Origin of the sequence: Sphingobacterium sp. UBA865 (assembly GCF_002295765.1) — a bacterium.
Classification (GTDB): domain Bacteria; phylum Bacteroidota; class Bacteroidia; order Sphingobacteriales; family Sphingobacteriaceae; genus Sphingobacterium; species Sphingobacterium multivorum.
Genome location: NZ_DBGB01000012.1, coordinates 117,173 through 133,597, shown reverse-complemented (window position 1 = coordinate 133,597; position 16,425 = coordinate 117,173). Strand labels below are relative to the sequence as shown.

Here is a 16,425-nt window from a genome sequence, read left to right as displayed (position 1 = left end):
TTTTTAGTTTGAATTATTCTCTTTCAGCCATTTGCTTCGACGTTGATCTGCAAGGTGTTTGATCGTAAAATAGTCAAATTTCGCCTGAAAGCCATTGCCGTCTGGTGAAGCTGCCATTAAACCAACCATAACAGGGTGATTATCCTGCAGCCAGGCATTCCTCATCATGATATACTCCTTGTCATCAAAAGAATAGAAAAATTCGACAGCATCTAATCGACGTATTGCTTTGATCCAAATAAAAGGGATTTCCTTATCTATTGGAATAATGCTCCAATCACTCGTTTTATGCGTAACGACCGTACTCAAATTGTATTTTCCATCCACAAATTCTATCCCTGCTTTTATATAGTTTTCATGATCAATGCGCAGCATGAGACCTGCTTGGTCAAAGCGGGTTTGGTAGTTCGCCGAGATCTTTGCCTTGACTTCAAACTCTCCCCCGCGTAGCGTATAGAAAAAGGGGGCGTCGTCTACTGTAAATCCATAATGAGAGATACGCCAATAATCGCTTTTAGGCGTAACGAACATCGAAAGTGAATTGTCTTTGATGTTCCATTCTGTTGGTTCGTTAAACCAAAGCATCTTATCCAATTTTTGTGCGCTGGCCTGTGTCGTAAGCAATGGAAATAATGAAGCTGCTAAAAATGTCTTTATAGTTTTCATGTTTTTGTTTTTGTGATGATATTCATTTTCATCAGCAAAGATATTTAAGCATAGCACAGGTTTTCAATACTGATAAATAACCATGATTTCAATAATTCATCCTATTGTAATTTATTTGCAATTTAATTGCATTTAATGTTTTTGCTACATAGTTGCAATAGTGAAAAATACTATCTTCGCTGAGTTGACTTTTAATCCACTGTAGTACCGAATCGGTATAGCAAACAAGATCGATTTCAATTTTAAACAATATAAGCAACAGCAGTATGGAATTTTGGGAACGTAATTTTATAGAGAAGCAAGAAATGTGGGGGGATGAAGCCGCAAAGTCTACAACGTTTGCAGTAGGCTTTTTTTTGGAACACAACATCAAAAATATACTGATTCCTGGGTTCGGCTACGGTCGCAACGGTCGCCCTTTTTTGGAAAATGGAATAAAAATTACAGGCATTGAGATCTCGAAAACGGCAATAGAACTCGCCCGGAAATCCTTTGGGACAAATACGATAATCCATCATGGTTCGGTTAATGAAATGCCTTTTGATCAGGATATATATGACGGTATATTTTGTTACGGGCTTATTCATCTATTGGATGCTGAAGAACGTAATGCGTTAATCCAGCATTGCTTTGACCAATTAGCTGAAGGAGGTTATATGATTTTTACGACCGTATAAAAGCTAGCGAGTATCTATGGAAAGGGGGAGGCCATAGGCACTGATCGATTTGCAATGTTTGATGGAGTACATATGTTTTTTTACGATATTGATTCCATTCATGCCGAATTCGATCCCTATGGATTAATGGAAATTAGGGAGGTAGAGGAAAATTTTCCATTCTACTTCATCATTTGTCAGAAGAGGATTAATATTTAAATATATATATTTATGAAAGATGATAGAAGCTATGAGGTAATTATCGTTGGGGGAAGTTATGCGGGGCTTTCTGCAGCGATGGCATTGGGACGTTCCTTGCGGAATGTGTTGATTATCGATAGTGGGCTACCTTGTAATCGACAGACGCCGCACTCTCATAATTTCATTACGCATGATGGTGAAAAGCCGCTTAGTATAGCGAAAAAAGCGAGGGAGGAAGTTCTGAACTACCCGAGTGTCAAGTTCCAGAAAGGGCTTGCTGTGAGCGGCATGATGACAGCTACAGGGTATGAAATAACCACCGAAAATGGGGACGTCTTTCAGGCTAAAAAGCTCATTTTTGCGACTGGTGTGGAAGATATTATGCCTAGTATACAAGGATTTTCAGCCTGTTGGGGAATTTCGGTTATCCATTGCCCATATTGTCACGGTTATGAATTCCGAAAAGGAAAAACTGCTATTATGGCCAATGGAGAGCGTGCGCTTCACGTAGCGGGATTGGTCAATAATCTCTCGAACGACTTAACGCTATTGACTTCGGGTAAGGCTAGTTTTGATGTTAAGCAGAAAGCAAAACTGAAGTTACATGGTATTTCGATTATTGAAGAAGAAATAACTAAAATCCAGCATAAGAATGGATGGGTCCAACAGGTACAATTAAAAGACGGTCGTGAACTTGCCTTTGATGCTGTTTATGCTGCCATACCTTTCAGGCAACATTCGCTTATTCCTGCTATGTTAGGTTGCGAATTGACCGATCAGGGACATATAAAAACAGACAATTTCCAGAAAACAACAGTCGCGGGTGTTTTTGCCTGTGGAGATAATTCCAGTATGATGCGTTCTGTAGCGAATGCGGTTGCTGCAGGAAACCTAGCTGGAGCAATGGTTAATAAAGAACTTGTTGATGAGGTTTTTTAGTGGCCATATTGATCTGTTTTCCGGCAGTGGTGACACATTGTTAATTCATCAGGAAGTTTTTACAAAAACTTCCTGATGCGTAAATGCTGTCTTTATTAAATTTTTTTGTCCAAATTTTACTGAAATAATAGCTGCCGATAAGATAAACCGACACCAGGAAGTGATCCTTTATGATGGATAATCGTTTTAAAAGTCGACGGTTCCTACTCTACATTTGTTGAATACGTTCGGTCCGACTAGCCGTTTCCCGTCCCCATTCTGCAATAGATTCTAATAGCGGAATAAGCGTCTTGCCGAATGGTGTAAGTTCGTAATCTACTTTCAAAGGAGCTTTTTCGGTATGTACTGTACGCTTTACTAAACCATCAGCCTCAAGTTCCTTTAATTGTAAGCTTAATGTACGCTCGGTAATTAATGCACATTCTTTTCTTAATTCATTATAACGTTTTTTTTCAATTAGATGAATCAAAATTACTGCTTTCCATTTTCCGCCTATGTATTTCATAGTTAGGCTGGTACTGCATGGGTATTGTTTGTTGTCTATCAAATACATCTGTTACTATCAAGTTTGACCGTTATTGCAAATATATAATACTATATTTAAGTTTGCAACTATAAAATATATAGTTAATTTAATCTTGTATGTTATGGCTTTTTTAGAAACTGCAAAGCAACGTTACACAACGAAAAAGTATAATTCAGAAGCGCTAATTCCGGAGGAGAAAATCGCTGAATTAAAGGAAATAATCCGATTGAGTCCATCTTCCATCAATAGCCAGCCATGGAAATTCTTCTTTGTCTCTTCTGGGGAGATGAAACAAAAACTCGCTGCCGCATCCTATTGGAACGCACAGAAGATAAATGAGGCAAGCCATCTGGTTGTCTTTAGCGCACTTACCGATGTAGATCGCTTTGAAGAGCAGATCGCAAACACGCTTCCAGAGGGATCGATTAATTACTATAAGCAATTTTTGCAGTCGAAAGGGGAGTTCCATGTTCAATCCTGGATGAAGCAACAGGTGTATCTTTCTTTGGGATTTTTCCTTGCAGCCTGTGCTGCAAATCATATTGACGCAACCCCAATGGAAGGAATTGAAAATTCCGTCTACGATGAAATACTGGAACTCGATGGCTATCAGACGCTGTTTGCAGTTGCTATTGGCTATCGACATGTGGAGGATGCAAATCAGCCTGCAATTACCGCAAAATCACGTTTGACAATTGCAGATATAATTGAAGAGTTCTAGGTAAAAAAAGATGAAACCAATAGTGGTTTCATCTTTTTTACATTAGTTTAAACTTATCTTTTTGCCCTGTTCGGGGAAAACATAATTTATTTTAAGTGGATTATTGTTGAGCAATTCGTTTTTAATGATTTCAGGGTTGTTACCAGTTGGTTTTCGGTGTGTGACTACTATGCTTAGCCCTTCCAAGTTTTTTAGTCCCGTTTTTTCTTTGAGCTTTACGAGTTCTTCTAGCAGCAAATTGGGGGTTAGGTGACCGAAGAGTAAATTTTCTGGCTGATTATTTGGGAAGGAGACTTCAATCAATATGCTGTTTAATTGTTTATTTTTGATCAGAGGGGTAATCTTATTCCAGAGCTTATCTAGCTGATCGGATTTTTCCACCCGGTCCGCGCCAGTATCGCCGAGGTAAAGGAGGTAGTGATTATCATGGCGGACAAGTGCTGCACTACTTTTATATGGATTTACATGGCTCAGCTCATATGCCGTCAAAGATAATGCTGTATTTGGTACTTGCATTTCCAGCCCCTCCTGTAAACTGTTGTAATGATACTTTCCTAGTATGGGTTTTTGGCCCTGATCCCCAAAATTGATCCAGGTATCCGTGATGAAATAGTGATTTTGTAGAATTTGAAGGACCGGATCAATAGCGAAAATGTTCTTTTTGCTATCGGCAGGAGAATTAATAATAAGACCCGATAGATGATCGAGATGTCCATGGGAAATGAAATATCCCTTTATTTGGTTATGCAAAATTGTTTCGACCGATCCATTTAGACTTTTCAACACAATAGCTTTTCTAATCCCCGTATTTATGGTTCCGGCGTCGAGGCAAAGGAAGGCAGTATCTCTTGGAGTGCCTACTAAATAAGCAGAAAGATTGTCTTCTTGTTCGCCACCATATATTCCCAGCGGGACAAGGTCAAAATGCTGTGCCTGACAGGTCATGGTCACAAGAAATGTAAAAATGGAAAGCGCTAGTTTTTTCATGATTATTAAACTAAAAACCCATCCGTTGTTATAGGATGGGTTCAAATTTACGTTATTTTTTGTTTATTGGTTGAATCGGTAACGTACACCCAGCTGAATTCTCCAGCGTGAAGTTTCATCCACACTGTTCGAGAAAGTGTTGGTTAAAGGAATCTGATTTGTTGCATCTAAATACGGGAATGAGAATGTTGGTTGTCCCTGCGCATTCAATCCTTTGTAATTTAAGATACCGTTCGCTTTGTTGGCAAATTGGGCAACTCCCCAGCTTTTGTTGATCATATTACCGAAATTAAATACATCAAAAGTAATCTGCAATTGATGTTTCTTACCGCTGGTATTTAAAAATACATCTTGCGCGATGCGGATATCCAGTGTTCCGATCATTTTTCCTACCAATGCGTTACGTTTCGCGTATTGGCCTCTGTGCGCGTTCAGGTAATTGTCCTGATTAATGTATCCGTTCAATTGAGACCATAATTGATCAGCTGTCCGAGTGTCTTGCACATTGTCGCCAACAAGTGCAATTTCAGCTTTACTATTTGGAATGTAGATCAAGTCATTACCAGACAAACCATCATTGTTCAGGTCACCGCCATAAGTATAAGAGTAGCGAGGCCCGTCCTGCAGTTGATAAAATAAGGAGAATGTCGTTCCTAAATGATCCAGGTATTCTTTACGGTAAGAGAAGTTGGCAATAAATCTATTTTTAACCAAATAAGTTGAATAAGATAGGTCAGCGCTATTTGGATTACCCGACACATAGCGATCACGCCACATGGATTGAGCAATAGATCCTCCATCGTTCACAGATCTTGAATCTGTATAGGTATAACCAATATTTGCAAAAAATCCACCTTTGAACTCTTTCGACAATGTTCCTGTCAAGGTATAACTATAACCTTTTGATGTATTGGACATCACAATGGCGTCGGAAATATTCGGATTTTCGGGAGTAGGTTGAGCAGCACCATAAATACGTGGAGTATTGTAACGCATACGGTTATCGGCACCAACTAAAGCTTTACCGTCCGTCGTATTTAGATTGACGTTACGGAAATAGACCGAATTGATATCTTTTGAATACATGGCTTCAAAAGTACCAATAACACCGCCTGGTAATTTTTGGTCAATGGCAAGGTTCGTTCTCCAAAGCTGCATAAATTTGAAGTTATTATCCGTTACCGCCAAGTTATAACTCGAGTTGTTGGCTGCAGTTTGGTGGTTCACATTGCGATAAGCATCTACATCAGGTGTAAATGGGCGGTTTGTAGGATTATTAATAGATTCAGAACCAAACATAACACCATTATTGCCGGCCTGATTAGAAATCCATACTAATGGCGGACGACCCGTAAAGATTCCCGATCCACCACGTACCTGCGTTTGATTTGTTCCATTGACATTCCAATTAAATCCAATTCGTGGCGACCAAAGAATTGCACTCTTTGGATATTTTGATACATCGATCTTTTCACCTTGATCAAAATTCAACTTGGTTACATTATCATTTTTCAGTTCATTGGGGGATGATATGTTAGTCAAATCGGCTCTCAATCCAGCAGTCAATTTAAAATGATCATTTACAGCATAGGTATCCTGTGCATATAGACCAAACATACGTGCTGAAATTTCTGCATAAGGAAATGACCCATCAGGTAAAACAGAATATTGGATTTGGTATTTGGTTGCGTTGGAAACATTATTTTTTGCAGAGTTGTAGAAGTCATCTAAACTGGCAAATGTATAGGCTCCATAATAGTTCGGTGCAAATCCATTGGTGGTTTTGTAATTTTCAAAATTGGCTCCCAAGGTAATCTCATGCTTTCCGGCATAAATATTAAAGTTGTTGGTTGCTTGAAATACCTTCGTCTTTAAGCTATTAAATGCTGTAAATGGTTCGTAACCAAATGCTGTCATGCTACTACCGTCGGGGTTCATGATGTCTACCAAAGGAAATGGTTGGCCACCTTTCGACTCTCTATAGTCGTTCATGACATTGTATCCTACGGTCAATGAATTAGAATATTTGCTACTGATACGCGTACGTAATTCTAAATTCACATTGTCCATGTTGTTGTTTATACCGTAGCCTGCTGAGCTGAAAGGTAGGCCAAGGTTGGACGGTTGCCGATTATTTTTGGGCGCACCACTATTGGACGGTAAGATGTCGCGATAGGAACGAAAGTAGAAATATTTAGCGCTTAAGGTATTTTTTTGATCGATATTGTAATCTAATTTAACGGAAAATTTGTCACTGCGTGTATCCAAAGGATAATCTTGATAAGATCCAGGATTATACCCGATCGATTTAAGGTAGTTGGCTAGCTCATCAAGTTTCTCCGCAGATACGGTTGAAACATTCGGCCCCGTATTTCCTCCGCGTGAAGCTATAAAATTTGTTCCTGGGTCTGTTCTTCGCTCAAGCTCGCCGCTTGCAAAAAAGAATAGCTTGTTTTTGATAATTGGTCCCCCCACGGTAAAACCATAGCCTTTTAAGCTGAAGTTGTTGACTGGTGCTCTTAGTCCGGCCGAATTGTATTTGTTGACTAAATTCTGATTTCTGAAATAATAATTTAACGAACCTTGTACTTCGTTGGTACCACTTCTTGTTACGGCATTGATTGCAGCACCGGTAAAACCATTTTGTCTTACGTCATAAGGAGCAATGTTTACTGAAATCTCCTCAAAGGCATCCATATTGATAGGTTGCGAGTTTGTTTGGCTTCCGATGGTTCCTTGTAGTCCAAACGCGTTGTTAAATAGCGCGCCATCGATGGTAAAGTTATTGGCAAGGTTGCTTCTTCCTGCAAAAGAAGGATTACCGTACTGCATCGAAAATTGAGGGGTCAGTTTGACAAAGTCTGTAAAGCTTCGATTGAGTGTGGGTAGATTTTGAATCGCTGTGCGGGAAATGTTTTGTGCCGCACCTGTTCGGCCGGAGTTGAAGACTTTGCCCTGTCTCGTACCTACAACGACAGCTTCATCCAATACTTGCGATGCGGACTGCATCTGAATATCTAATGTTGAGCTTTGTCCCAAAGCCAGTTTCTCGATCTGCTTGATATTGGGTGAATGCCCAAGATAAGTTACAGTGATTTGATAAGGGCCACCAATTCTCATATTGGGGAGATTATAGCGTCCATCACTTCGCGATGAAGTAACGTACTTTGTCCCAGAAGGTAAATGTATGGCTTCAATTGTCGCCCCATTGATTGGCGAATTTCCCTCTCTGACGGTTCCATTCAGAGCAGAGGTGGTTTCATTTTGCGCATAGGTAAGTGAGGTACCGATTGTGCTTAGCAAAATGCTGGTAATCAAATGTTTTCTCATTTGTTTTGTAGCTGTTTAAATGACTAGGTGATTTTTAAACCGCGATAAAGGTAGGAGAGTAGTATTGATTTTGTGTTAAGTAAATATTATTTAACGGTTTCCACTGTCGTAGGTATAAACCGTTTTTTATTATTGATAATTCAGTCCAATCTTGCTTGCGGCTATTTTTTAATTTTGATTATGTTTACGTTTTTTCTTTTGTTGTTTAGTATATTCAAACCTATCTAACCGGATTGGATTTTATCGTTACTTATGACCATAAATTTTAAAAACATAGATTATTTGAAGTTTGGAAACGACGTGCAGAAAAAAGCCTATCGGTTATTGACTGACTATCAAATTACTACTCTTCTTGATGCTTATGATCCGATTGTAGTTGGTACGATACCGATTCAGCTAGATGTGGGTGGGAGTGATATAGACATTATTCTTTGTGTCGACGATTTTGATGCTCTTGAAGAAATGCTGTCTCTTAATTTTTCGAAACATGCACATTTTCGGTTACAGCGGCCGGCCGATCGTGTAATCATCTGCCGTTTCACGATTGAAGAGCAGCTTTTTGAAATTTATGCAACGGATAAAGCAACTGAAATTCAGAGTGGATACTTACATATGCTTAAAGAGCATGAAATTATTCAATTGAGGGGTGGAGAATTCGCTGAACAGGTCAGACAGCTCAAGAGGAGTGGGATAAAAACTGAGCCTGCATTTTGTCAGCTATTGGGAATTGAAGGCGATGCATATACAGAACTTCTAAAGTATAATCCAGCAGATAACACGATGAACTATGAATGATTTTAATCTATAATAGAATGAATCCCCTAGTTGAACAGTTCAAAAAATATGGCTATCTCAATGAAGCAATTGAGAAAGCGGTAGAAAATAGAACGCGTTATTTCTTTAAGAAAAAGGGCGAGCATTTTTTGAGAGAAGGGCAGCATTTATCCAGCTATTTTGTTTTAAGTACAGGATTACTACGAGCTTATTTTTTTAAAAACGGACGTGAAATGAACAGCTGGTTTGGTGAGGAAAACCAGATTTTTGGATCGATTTTACCCGTTTATACTGAAAAACCCTCTTTTGAAAATATTCAGCTTCTTGAAGATTCCGAGATCTATGCTATTTCTGTAGACGATTTAAATGAATTGTACAGAATTTATCCTGAACTAAATCTTATCGGTCGGAAGATTGCCGAGGAGGTTTGTATTATTCTTGAAGAACGGATTATGTCGCTGCATACCGAATCTGCAGTAGAACGATATCAATCGCTCATACGCTTACAGCCAAATTTGTTAAATAGAATTAATCTCGGTCATATTGCATCATATTTGGGGATTACACAAGAAACACTTAGTCGGATCCGGCGATAAGGTACGATTTTGATATAAGTCAAAAAATGCCCCTCATTTAGCGATTATCTTTGCTGTAGAAATTTAAACTATTGAAAATGAATTGGATTGCATTGATCATCGCTGGCATTTTTGAAATTGGCTGGCCGCTCGGATTAAAAATGGCTCAACAGCCAGATTCAAATAAATTGGGTTGGATCATATTGGCTATTGTTTCTATGAGCATTAGTGGAGGATTATTGTTTTACGCTCAAAAGGCAATTCCTATCGGTACAGCTTATGCCGTATGGACAGGTTTGGGAGCTGTGGGAACATTGATTGTTGGAATCTTTTTTTTCGGAGATTCTGCCAATATATTTAGGCTCCTTTCAGCAACATTGATCGTCGCTGGAATTATCGGTTTAAAAATATTCTAAAAAGCCACAGGAAATGCTATTTATGTTAGGGAAGATTTAAATAAATTATAAAGGTGAGCTCAATTTGCTTGACTAGAATGTTCAAAGTCGTTTGAAACGCACTTTTTTAATCAAAACTCCTTATAAAAGAGTAGGTTGGGATGATTTTTGCTTGATAATCAAATTATGAGGCAAGAACTAGCAGAAAAAATAGAATTGTATAGTAAAAGGTACGGCCTATTTATGCGGCCGGAGTATGTTAGCTTTGCTCGGGACACGACAAGACTTTTGCTTCGCAATGAATGTCTCCGTGAAGGTGATATAAAAGCGTACCAAGACTATATTGCTTCGCATTATCCGGAAGATCTTCCCTGGGAAATGAAACAATATCAGGAAACGACCAAAGCATTGGAACGAATGAGTAAGGAAATGGCAATTGCTTGGGTGAATACGCATCAAATCAATATTTTCGAATCCGATATTTTTATCGATGATGAAGATTCAATTTTGCGCCCTATTCAGTCAAAGGATGAAGATATGTTTCGCTATAATTTTAATGCGTTGGAAGAACTCATCTACAATCACCAAAGACCAGAAGATCTATTTCGGCGGAATAGGGATTGTTTTTGGATAGATACAAGAATTGAATGGCGGTAGTAATACTTCTTGCGATATTTTTTATAATCGAGACGCTAAAACAATTTTTTGTTTTAGCGTCCAAGTCCTTCGCATATCTGAAGGACTTTTTTTATAAAAGCTTTATTTTTAGATTTCTAAACGATACGCCTCTCGACCAATCCTGCAGTGCTAATTTCCCATTGATATGCTTACCAAACTCCGGATAATCTTTGAAATTACTATGCTTTACTAAATCTTTCCATTTAGCTGAATTAAAATCCATTTCAGCGGTGATTTTTCCATTTAGGAAGAATGTAATTTTTCCATCTTTCTGAACGATACTGGATTCATTCCAATCATCTTGCGTTTTAATGTTGACAAAGTTTTGTTGCGGTAGAAATGTATAAAGACAGCCCGAACGCTTTAGCGGTTTATCAAAATCAGGATGGGAATCTGCCAACAGTTGGTACTCCGGTCCAGAATGGTAGGTCGCATTAATATCGGGTCTTTCCTGTACGTTGACAAAAACGCCACTATTTCCCTCTTTTTCCAGCTTCCATTCAAACTTAAACTCATAATTTTTATACTCTTTGTCCGATACCAAGTCGTATTTTTGGCTTTCACTGTTTGGGTCACAGTAAATTGTTCCATTTTTTACAATCCAGGCCGTAGGCGCATTTTTGCTATTATTGTACGTATGCCAATTGTTGAGCGTGTTACCATCAAATAAAAGTTGCCAGCCATTACGTTGCTCTTCTTCTGTCAATGTATTGGGACTGCTTTTTTCATTTTGACAGGAGAGTAAAATACAGCCCAGAAAGACCCATAAGGTGATTTTTTTGAAAAGGTTTAAGTTTATCATTGTTTTTATTTTTATAAGTGTCTTTTTAATACGTTTTCCCAACCAATATGTATTCCCTAAAATAATTTTTAATGTGAACTTTTGGAGACAATTTCATATTCCTTTGCAAATTTGTTACATAGTGCTTCTGCTAATACTTATCCCGAGGTTCACATATTCTCCCATTCATTCATGAATTTTTAAAATGTGCTGGCCCATCATTTTAAAAGATAAATCGGCTCAAGCCGTCTATACTTTTTTGGTCACCTTTCAAGCATAGATGACAAGGTACACATTATAATGATTTGATCACATTTTCAGCATAGTCATTCTCATTTTGATAAAATAACCTTATCAAAATGATAGGATTCTCCAATTCTATTTTGTTACTTATTTTTTTATATCATCTGATTAATAGCGTTTTATGATGTTTTTCGGTACAGTGGAACAGGATTTGGCTTATGGGGACAAATGAATGTAAATATGAAAACAGGACGGAAAAGAAAAGTATGTGGTAAGAGTCCGCCGAGGGGGACGATCGGCAAAGCTACTAGCATTAAATTCAAGTTTAAAAAATGAAATCGCAAGTCACTAATAAAGTTTAACAATGGTAATAACAATCATACTCATCATAACTGGACTATTTTTCTTCTGGTTATTCTATAAAATGGTCGACTTTTTCGGCAAAATATAAAATAAATAATATGAAAGAGAAGCAAGAAAATAAAGGCAGAGGTTCCGCTCATAATGTGTCGGGCGACCGTATAGCGAAGGTCATCGTAGTGGTATTGATTATTGCAATGATTTTTCAACTCTATATCGGGTAGATTTTGATACATAGTTTTACGAACAACATGAAAAAATTAAATCAATACGGTGCAGGTCTGTATATGGCGCTCCATTACAAAGAAATCCGATCAGAGATTAGTTTCCTATTACGGAAGCACAATTTTGCAGGAGCTTTACAGGCTGTTATTAATCATCTTCGGAGCTCAATAGTACTGCAAAGCACGGACAAAATCTGCCAGCATATTCATTTTCTCGGAATGATTTATGGACGAGGAAACAATTATGTAAAATACATTTTGGAAAATCTTTTTGTTAGATCTTTAGGAGGTCTTCGACGTATAAGTTCGGTCAATGCATGGGCAGAAATCGAAGCCCAGCTACCAACACCATTTTTAGAGGTCCTCAAAGGACAACAAATCCATAACCTTCTAAAATCAAAGTAAATGACAGCTTTATTTATTGTAGCACTACTGGTTTTTACATACATCTGTTATGTACTCTTAAGGCCAGAAAAATTTTAATAACAAGATTACTCATTCGTCATTGTCAGCGATGAAACTGCGCTTTCAGTCAGTCCTTTTGGCATTACGAAGTCAAAAGAAGGGCTTAAAGTTAGCTGACGATTGATCATGATACACTTTTTATACAAATCAATTAAAGAAATGAATACAGAGATTCTTGGAATCATAGTGATGTTCATCGTAACATTACTACTCGGACTTCCCCTCGGGAAATATATAGCTAAGGTATATGGTAACGAAAAGACCTGGTTAGATCCATTGTTTCAACCATTGGAACGTTTTTTTTATCGAGTGACAGGAATTAATCCCAATGTTCAGATGACTTGGCAACAGCACCTCGTTGCTCTTCTGACAATTAATCTAGTGTGGTTCCTGTTGAGTATGGCTATCCTGATGAATATGGGAAGTTTGCCTTTAAATCCAGATGGAAATCCTGGAATGACTGCTGATTTGGCTTTTAATACCAGTATATCCTTTTTGGTTAACTGTAATCTCCAACACTATTCTGGGGAGTCGGGCGTGAGTTATCTAGGACAAATTTGGCTCATGTTTCTCCAATTCGTGACTGCAGGCGTGGGAATGGCTGCTGCAGTGGTTATTTTTAAAGCTTTTAGGGATAAAACAACAACGCAATTGGGCAATTTTTACGATTTCTTTGTGAAATCTTGCACCCGCATTTTACTCCCTATCTCGGTCCTGGTTGCTGCCATTTTCGTGTTCCAAGGCATGCCGATGACATTCGAAGGTAAGGACAGTATGATTACAGTTACTGGAGATACCGTACAGGTAAGTCGAGGACCAGTAGCTGCCTTTGTTCCAATTAAACATCTGGGAACAAATGGAGGTGGTTTTTTTGGTGCGAACAGTGCGCATCCATTCGAAAATCCCAATTATTTGACCAACATGGTGGAAATGATTGCCCAGTTTATTATCCCGATGGCGATGATATTTGCATTCGGCTTTTTTATTCGCAAGCGTAAATTTTCATGGATGATGTTTGGCGTGATGACCATTGGGTTTATCATCCTGACGATTCCAAATATAAAAATGGAAATGGCTGGAAATCCAGCGATCGCACAGATGGGTATTGATACGTCTATGGGGGCTATGGAGGGAAAGGAAGTACGTATTGGTGCCGCAGCATCCGGCTTTTGGAGTATTGTCACAACGATGATTTCGACGGGATCAGTCAATTCTATGCATGATAGTTACATGCCCTTATCTGGTATGAACGAACTGATAGCCATGATGGTGAATGCCTTTTATGGCGGTGTGGGCGCGGGGATACTCAATTTCTTCATTTTTATTATACTCGCCGTTTTCATTAGTGGCTTGATGGTGGGGCGCACACCAGAGTTTATGGGTAAGAAAGTTGAAGCGCGCGAAATGAAAATCGCCATGATTGTTGCTCTTGCCCATCCTTTTCTAATCCTTGTCGGTACAGCACTTGCGACAGCATTTCCAGCCCAAGGTGCTTCTACATTGAATAACCCTGGATTCCATGGTTTTAGTGAAATATTGTACGAATATACTTCATCCGCAGCCAACAATGGTAGTGGTTTTGAAGGTCTTGGAGATAATACCATTTGGTGGAACATTTCGACAGGTATCGTATTGTTACTCGGCCGATTTATACCGATTATAGGCCCAATTGCTATTGCTGGGTTATTGGCTGAGAAGAAATTTATACCTGAAGGCGAGGGAACGCTAAAAACTGATACAAGTACATTCGGTTTAATGGTATTCGCTGTGATCGCGATTATTGCAGCACTCTCTTTCTTCCCTGCGTTGGCACTGGGTCCAATTGCGGAATATTTTTCCATGTAATACGTAAAAATTAAAGAATTCTAAAAATGAGCAGTCAACAAACATTGTTTCAGAAAGAGCTTGTACAACAAGCGTTAAAGCAATCTTTCGTGAAGCTAAATCCTAAAATAATGTTCCGTAATCCAGTGATGTTTACCGTGGAAATCGGGACGTTGATTATGGCCGTGGTTTGTCTTTGGATAATGACCGGAGAAAAATCACAAGGTACACTTGGTTATAATTTTACAGTATTTCTTATCCTATTTTTAACCTTGCTGTTTGGCAATTTTGCGGAGGCAATTGCCGAAGCCCGCGGAAAGGCGCAAGCAGATAGTCTTCGGAAAACTCGGGAGGAAACTCCTGCAACCCTGCGCGATGGTCGGGTCGTTTCATCCGCTCAATTGAAAAAAAATGATGTTTTTGTTTGTCAGGCTGGTGATGTAATTCCATTGGATGGGGAAATTATCGAGGGGTTGGCGACAATAGATGAAAGTGCAATTACCGGTGAATCAGCACCGGTGATCCGCGAGGCTGGGGGCGATAAAAGTTCAGTTACAGGTGGCACCAAGGTTTTATCCGATCGAATTGTCGTGCAGGTAACGACAGAACCGGGTGAAAGCTTTCTGGATAAGATGATCGCACTGGTCGAAGGGGCAAGCCGCCAAAAAACACCTAACGAGATTGCCTTAACCATCCTTTTGGCAGGTTTTACACTTGTTTTTATTATCGTAACGGTGACCTTAAAACCATTTGCGGATTATGCCAATGTCGGTATCACCATTGCTTCGTTTATTTCACTTTTTGTCTGTCTGATTCCAACGACAATAGGTGGTCTTTTATCGGCGATTGGTATCGCGGGAATGGATCGCGCACTTCGTGCAAATGTTATTACAAAAAGTGGCAAGGCAGTTGAAACGGCGGGTGACATTGATGTCTTGTTGCTTGATAAAACTGGAACCATTACGATCGGAAATCGTAAGGCGACAAATTTTTACCCCGCCGATGGTGTCATGAAAGAAGCGCTGGTACGTGCAGCAACATTGAGCTCCATGGCGGATGAAACACCAGAAGGGAAATCAATTGTTGAATTGGCTGGTGTCAACCCATCGAGCTATAAGGTCGAAAACCCGGCATTCATTAAGTTTACCGCCGAAACCCGTAGCTCGGGAATAGACTTTGAACAGACACGTATTCGTAAAGGTGCAACAGATGCTATTCGAAATATCATTGTAAAGGCTGGAAATCTATTTCCTCAGGAAATAGATGAGCGCGTAAAGCTTATTTCTCAAAATGGGGGGACCCCATTGGTCGTAGCCGAGAATGAACAAGTACTCGGTGTCATAGAATTGCAGGATGTGATAAAACCCGGGATTCATGAACGCTTTGAAAGGTTGAGAAAAATGGGTATTAAGACTGTTATGGTGACAGGAGACAATCCGTTAACGGCCAAATATATTGCAGAAAAAGCAGGGGTGGATGATTTCATCGCCGAAGCGAAACCCGAAGACAAGATGAACTATATCAAAAAAGAACAGCTTGACGGGCGATTGGTCGCCATGATGGGGGATGGTACAAACGATGCTCCGGCACTTGCACAAGCGGATGTTGGTGTAGCAATGAATAGCGGTACGCAAGCTGCAAAAGAGGCTGGAAATATGGTCGATCTCGACAATGATCCGACCAAATTGATCGAGGTTGTGGAGATAGGTAAGCAATTGTTGATGACCCGGGGTACGCTGACAACATTCAGTATTGCAAACGATGTTGCCAAATATTTTGCGATTATTCCGGCCCTGTTTATTGCGGCAATACCGGCACTTCAAGGTTTAAATATTATGCAGCTCAGTAGTCCACAAAGCGCCATACTATCGGCTGTCATCTTCAACGCAATTATTATCCCATTACTGATTCCTTTGGCATTAAAGGGAGTTGCATACAAACCTATAGGCACAAGCGCATTGTTACGGAGAAACCTGCTCGTTTTTGGACTTGGTGGAGTGCTCGTTCCATTTATTGGTATCAAGGTCATAGACCTGCTGGTTTCGCTATTTATCTAATACATTTTTAATAATTAAAGCAA

General features: G+C 39.3%; 17 protein-coding genes. 12 read left to right on the top strand and 5 right to left on the bottom strand.

What is annotated here, in order from left to right; translation table 11 throughout:
* Window positions 1-3: 3 nt before the first annotated feature.
* Window positions 4-666, bottom strand: a complete 663-nt coding sequence (locus B2O97_RS05960; protein WP_070565465.1) for a DUF1349 domain-containing protein — start codon at window positions 664-666, stop codon at window positions 4-6.
* A gap of 266 nt (window positions 667-932) precedes the next feature.
* Between B2O97_RS05960 and B2O97_RS05955 the strand changes: the two genes are divergently transcribed.
* Together B2O97_RS05955 and B2O97_RS05950 are read left to right on the top strand one after the other, a co-directional pair.
* Entirely contained in the window at window positions 933-1,343 is a 411-nt protein-coding gene (locus tag B2O97_RS05955; protein WP_286767116.1) for a class I SAM-dependent methyltransferase, read from the top strand.
* 210 nt (window positions 1,344-1,553) lie between these two features.
* A complete protein-coding gene (locus B2O97_RS05950; RefSeq protein ID WP_070565461.1) occupies window positions 1,554-2,462 on the top strand; it encodes an NAD(P)/FAD-dependent oxidoreductase in 909 nt (302 codons plus the stop codon).
* Window positions 2,463-2,670: 208 nt separating this feature from the next.
* Here B2O97_RS05950 and B2O97_RS05945 read toward each other — a convergent pair whose 3' ends face one another.
* On the bottom strand, window positions 2,671-2,967 hold the full coding sequence (locus B2O97_RS05945; protein ID WP_201303552.1) for a winged helix-turn-helix transcriptional regulator: 297 nt from the start codon (window positions 2,965-2,967) through the stop codon (window positions 2,671-2,673).
* Window positions 2,968-3,109: 142 nt separating this feature from the next.
* Between B2O97_RS05945 and B2O97_RS05940 the strand changes: the two genes are divergently transcribed.
* Window positions 3,110-3,709: a nitroreductase family protein gene (locus B2O97_RS05940; protein WP_070565457.1), complete on the top strand. Its 600-nt coding sequence runs from the start codon at window positions 3,110-3,112 to the stop codon at window positions 3,707-3,709.
* Between the two features lie 42 nt (window positions 3,710-3,751).
* On the opposite strand, the gene B2O97_RS05935 is transcribed toward B2O97_RS05940, so the two are convergent.
* Window positions 3,752-4,696: an MBL fold metallo-hydrolase gene (locus tag B2O97_RS05935; RefSeq protein WP_070565455.1), complete on the bottom strand. Its 945-nt coding sequence runs from the start codon at window positions 4,694-4,696 to the stop codon at window positions 3,752-3,754.
* Between the two features lie 63 nt (window positions 4,697-4,759).
* The gene (locus B2O97_RS05930) at window positions 4,760-8,026 is read right to left on the bottom strand and encodes a TonB-dependent receptor (RefSeq protein ID WP_070565453.1); all 3,267 of its coding nucleotides are present in this window, start codon (window positions 8,024-8,026) and stop codon (window positions 4,760-4,762) included.
* 282 nt (window positions 8,027-8,308) lie between these two features.
* Between B2O97_RS05930 and B2O97_RS05925 the strand changes: the two genes are divergently transcribed.
* From B2O97_RS05925 to B2O97_RS05910, 4 genes are all read left to right on the top strand, one after another.
* Window positions 8,309-8,821: a DUF4269 domain-containing protein gene (locus B2O97_RS05925; protein WP_175441984.1), complete on the top strand. Its 513-nt coding sequence runs from the start codon at window positions 8,309-8,311 to the stop codon at window positions 8,819-8,821.
* 17 nt (window positions 8,822-8,838) lie between these two features.
* On the top strand, window positions 8,839-9,396 hold the full coding sequence (locus B2O97_RS05920) for a Crp/Fnr family transcriptional regulator (protein WP_070565449.1): 558 nt from the start codon (window positions 8,839-8,841) through the stop codon (window positions 9,394-9,396).
* A gap of 77 nt (window positions 9,397-9,473) precedes the next feature.
* Entirely contained in the window at window positions 9,474-9,791 is a 318-nt protein-coding gene (locus B2O97_RS05915; RefSeq protein ID WP_046674567.1) for a DMT family transporter, read from the top strand.
* A 165-nt stretch (window positions 9,792-9,956) separates the two neighbouring features.
* Window positions 9,957-10,427 carry a hypothetical protein gene (locus B2O97_RS05910; RefSeq protein WP_070565447.1) on the top strand — a complete coding sequence of 157 codons (471 nt, stop codon included), beginning with the start codon at window positions 9,957-9,959 and terminating at the stop codon, window positions 10,425-10,427.
* A 91-nt stretch (window positions 10,428-10,518) separates the two neighbouring features.
* Here B2O97_RS05910 and B2O97_RS05905 read toward each other — a convergent pair whose 3' ends face one another.
* Window positions 10,519-11,250 carry a 3-keto-disaccharide hydrolase gene (locus tag B2O97_RS05905; protein ID WP_070565677.1) on the bottom strand — a complete coding sequence of 244 codons (732 nt, stop codon included), beginning with the start codon at window positions 11,248-11,250 and terminating at the stop codon, window positions 10,519-10,521.
* A 683-nt stretch (window positions 11,251-11,933) separates the two neighbouring features.
* Between B2O97_RS05905 and B2O97_RS05900 the strand changes: the two genes are divergently transcribed.
* The 5 genes from B2O97_RS05900 (at window position 11,934) to kdpB (ending at window position 16,402) form a co-directional block, all read left to right on the top strand.
* Window positions 11,934-12,056, top strand: a complete 123-nt coding sequence (locus B2O97_RS05900) for a hypothetical protein (RefSeq protein ID WP_256604641.1) — start codon at window positions 11,934-11,936, stop codon at window positions 12,054-12,056.
* A 27-nt stretch (window positions 12,057-12,083) separates the two neighbouring features.
* Complete coding sequence (locus B2O97_RS05895) at window positions 12,084-12,461, top strand: DUF7674 family protein (RefSeq protein ID WP_286767115.1); 378 nt, start codon at window positions 12,084-12,086, stop codon at window positions 12,459-12,461.
* Window positions 12,462-12,539 carry a potassium-transporting ATPase subunit F gene (locus tag B2O97_RS25235; protein WP_084823209.1) on the top strand — a complete coding sequence of 26 codons (78 nt, stop codon included), beginning with the start codon at window positions 12,462-12,464 and terminating at the stop codon, window positions 12,537-12,539.
* 141 nt (window positions 12,540-12,680) lie between these two features.
* The gene (gene kdpA / locus B2O97_RS05890; RefSeq protein WP_286767114.1) at window positions 12,681-14,366 is read left to right on the top strand and encodes a potassium-transporting ATPase subunit KdpA; all 1,686 of its coding nucleotides are present in this window, start codon (window positions 12,681-12,683) and stop codon (window positions 14,364-14,366) included.
* A gap of 26 nt (window positions 14,367-14,392) precedes the next feature.
* Window positions 14,393-16,402, top strand: coding sequence for a potassium-transporting ATPase subunit KdpB (gene kdpB / locus B2O97_RS05885; protein ID WP_070565441.1), 2,010 nt, complete (start codon window positions 14,393-14,395; stop codon window positions 16,400-16,402).
* The last annotated feature ends 23 nt before the right edge of the window (window positions 16,403-16,425 follow it).

Coding starts and splice junctions, on each gene's coding strand:
- B2O97_RS05930 (WP_070565453.1), bottom strand. CDS start 8,026: ATGAGAAAACATTTGATTACCAGCATTTTGCTAAGCACAATCGGTACC.
- B2O97_RS05960 (WP_070565465.1), bottom strand. CDS start 666: ATGAAAACTATAAAGACATTTTTAGCAGCTTCATTATTTCCATTGCTT.
- B2O97_RS05900 (WP_256604641.1), top strand. CDS start 11,934: ATGAAAGAGAAGCAAGAAAATAAAGGCAGAGGTTCCGCTCATAATGTG.
- B2O97_RS05915 (WP_046674567.1), top strand. CDS start 9,474: ATGAATTGGATTGCATTGATCATCGCTGGCATTTTTGAAATTGGCTGG.
- B2O97_RS05935 (WP_070565455.1), bottom strand. CDS start 4,696: ATGAAAAAACTAGCGCTTTCCATTTTTACATTTCTTGTGACCATGACC.
- B2O97_RS05950 (WP_070565461.1), top strand. CDS start 1,554: ATGAAAGATGATAGAAGCTATGAGGTAATTATCGTTGGGGGAAGTTAT.
- B2O97_RS05895 (WP_286767115.1), top strand. CDS start 12,084: ATGAAAAAATTAAATCAATACGGTGCAGGTCTGTATATGGCGCTCCAT.
- kdpA (WP_286767114.1), top strand. CDS start 12,681: ATGAATACAGAGATTCTTGGAATCATAGTGATGTTCATCGTAACATTA.
- B2O97_RS05955 (WP_286767116.1), top strand. CDS start 933: ATGGAATTTTGGGAACGTAATTTTATAGAGAAGCAAGAAATGTGGGGG.
- kdpB (WP_070565441.1), top strand. CDS start 14,393: ATGAGCAGTCAACAAACATTGTTTCAGAAAGAGCTTGTACAACAAGCG.
- B2O97_RS05940 (WP_070565457.1), top strand. CDS start 3,110: ATGGCTTTTTTAGAAACTGCAAAGCAACGTTACACAACGAAAAAGTAT.
- B2O97_RS05945 (WP_201303552.1), bottom strand. CDS start 2,967: ATGAAATACATAGGCGGAAAATGGAAAGCAGTAATTTTGATTCATCTA.
- B2O97_RS05920 (WP_070565449.1), top strand. CDS start 8,839: ATGAATCCCCTAGTTGAACAGTTCAAAAAATATGGCTATCTCAATGAA.
- B2O97_RS25235 (WP_084823209.1), top strand. CDS start 12,462: ATGACAGCTTTATTTATTGTAGCACTACTGGTTTTTACATACATCTGT.
- B2O97_RS05905 (WP_070565677.1), bottom strand. CDS start 11,250: ATGATAAACTTAAACCTTTTCAAAAAAATCACCTTATGGGTCTTTCTG.
- B2O97_RS05910 (WP_070565447.1), top strand. CDS start 9,957: ATGAGGCAAGAACTAGCAGAAAAAATAGAATTGTATAGTAAAAGGTAC.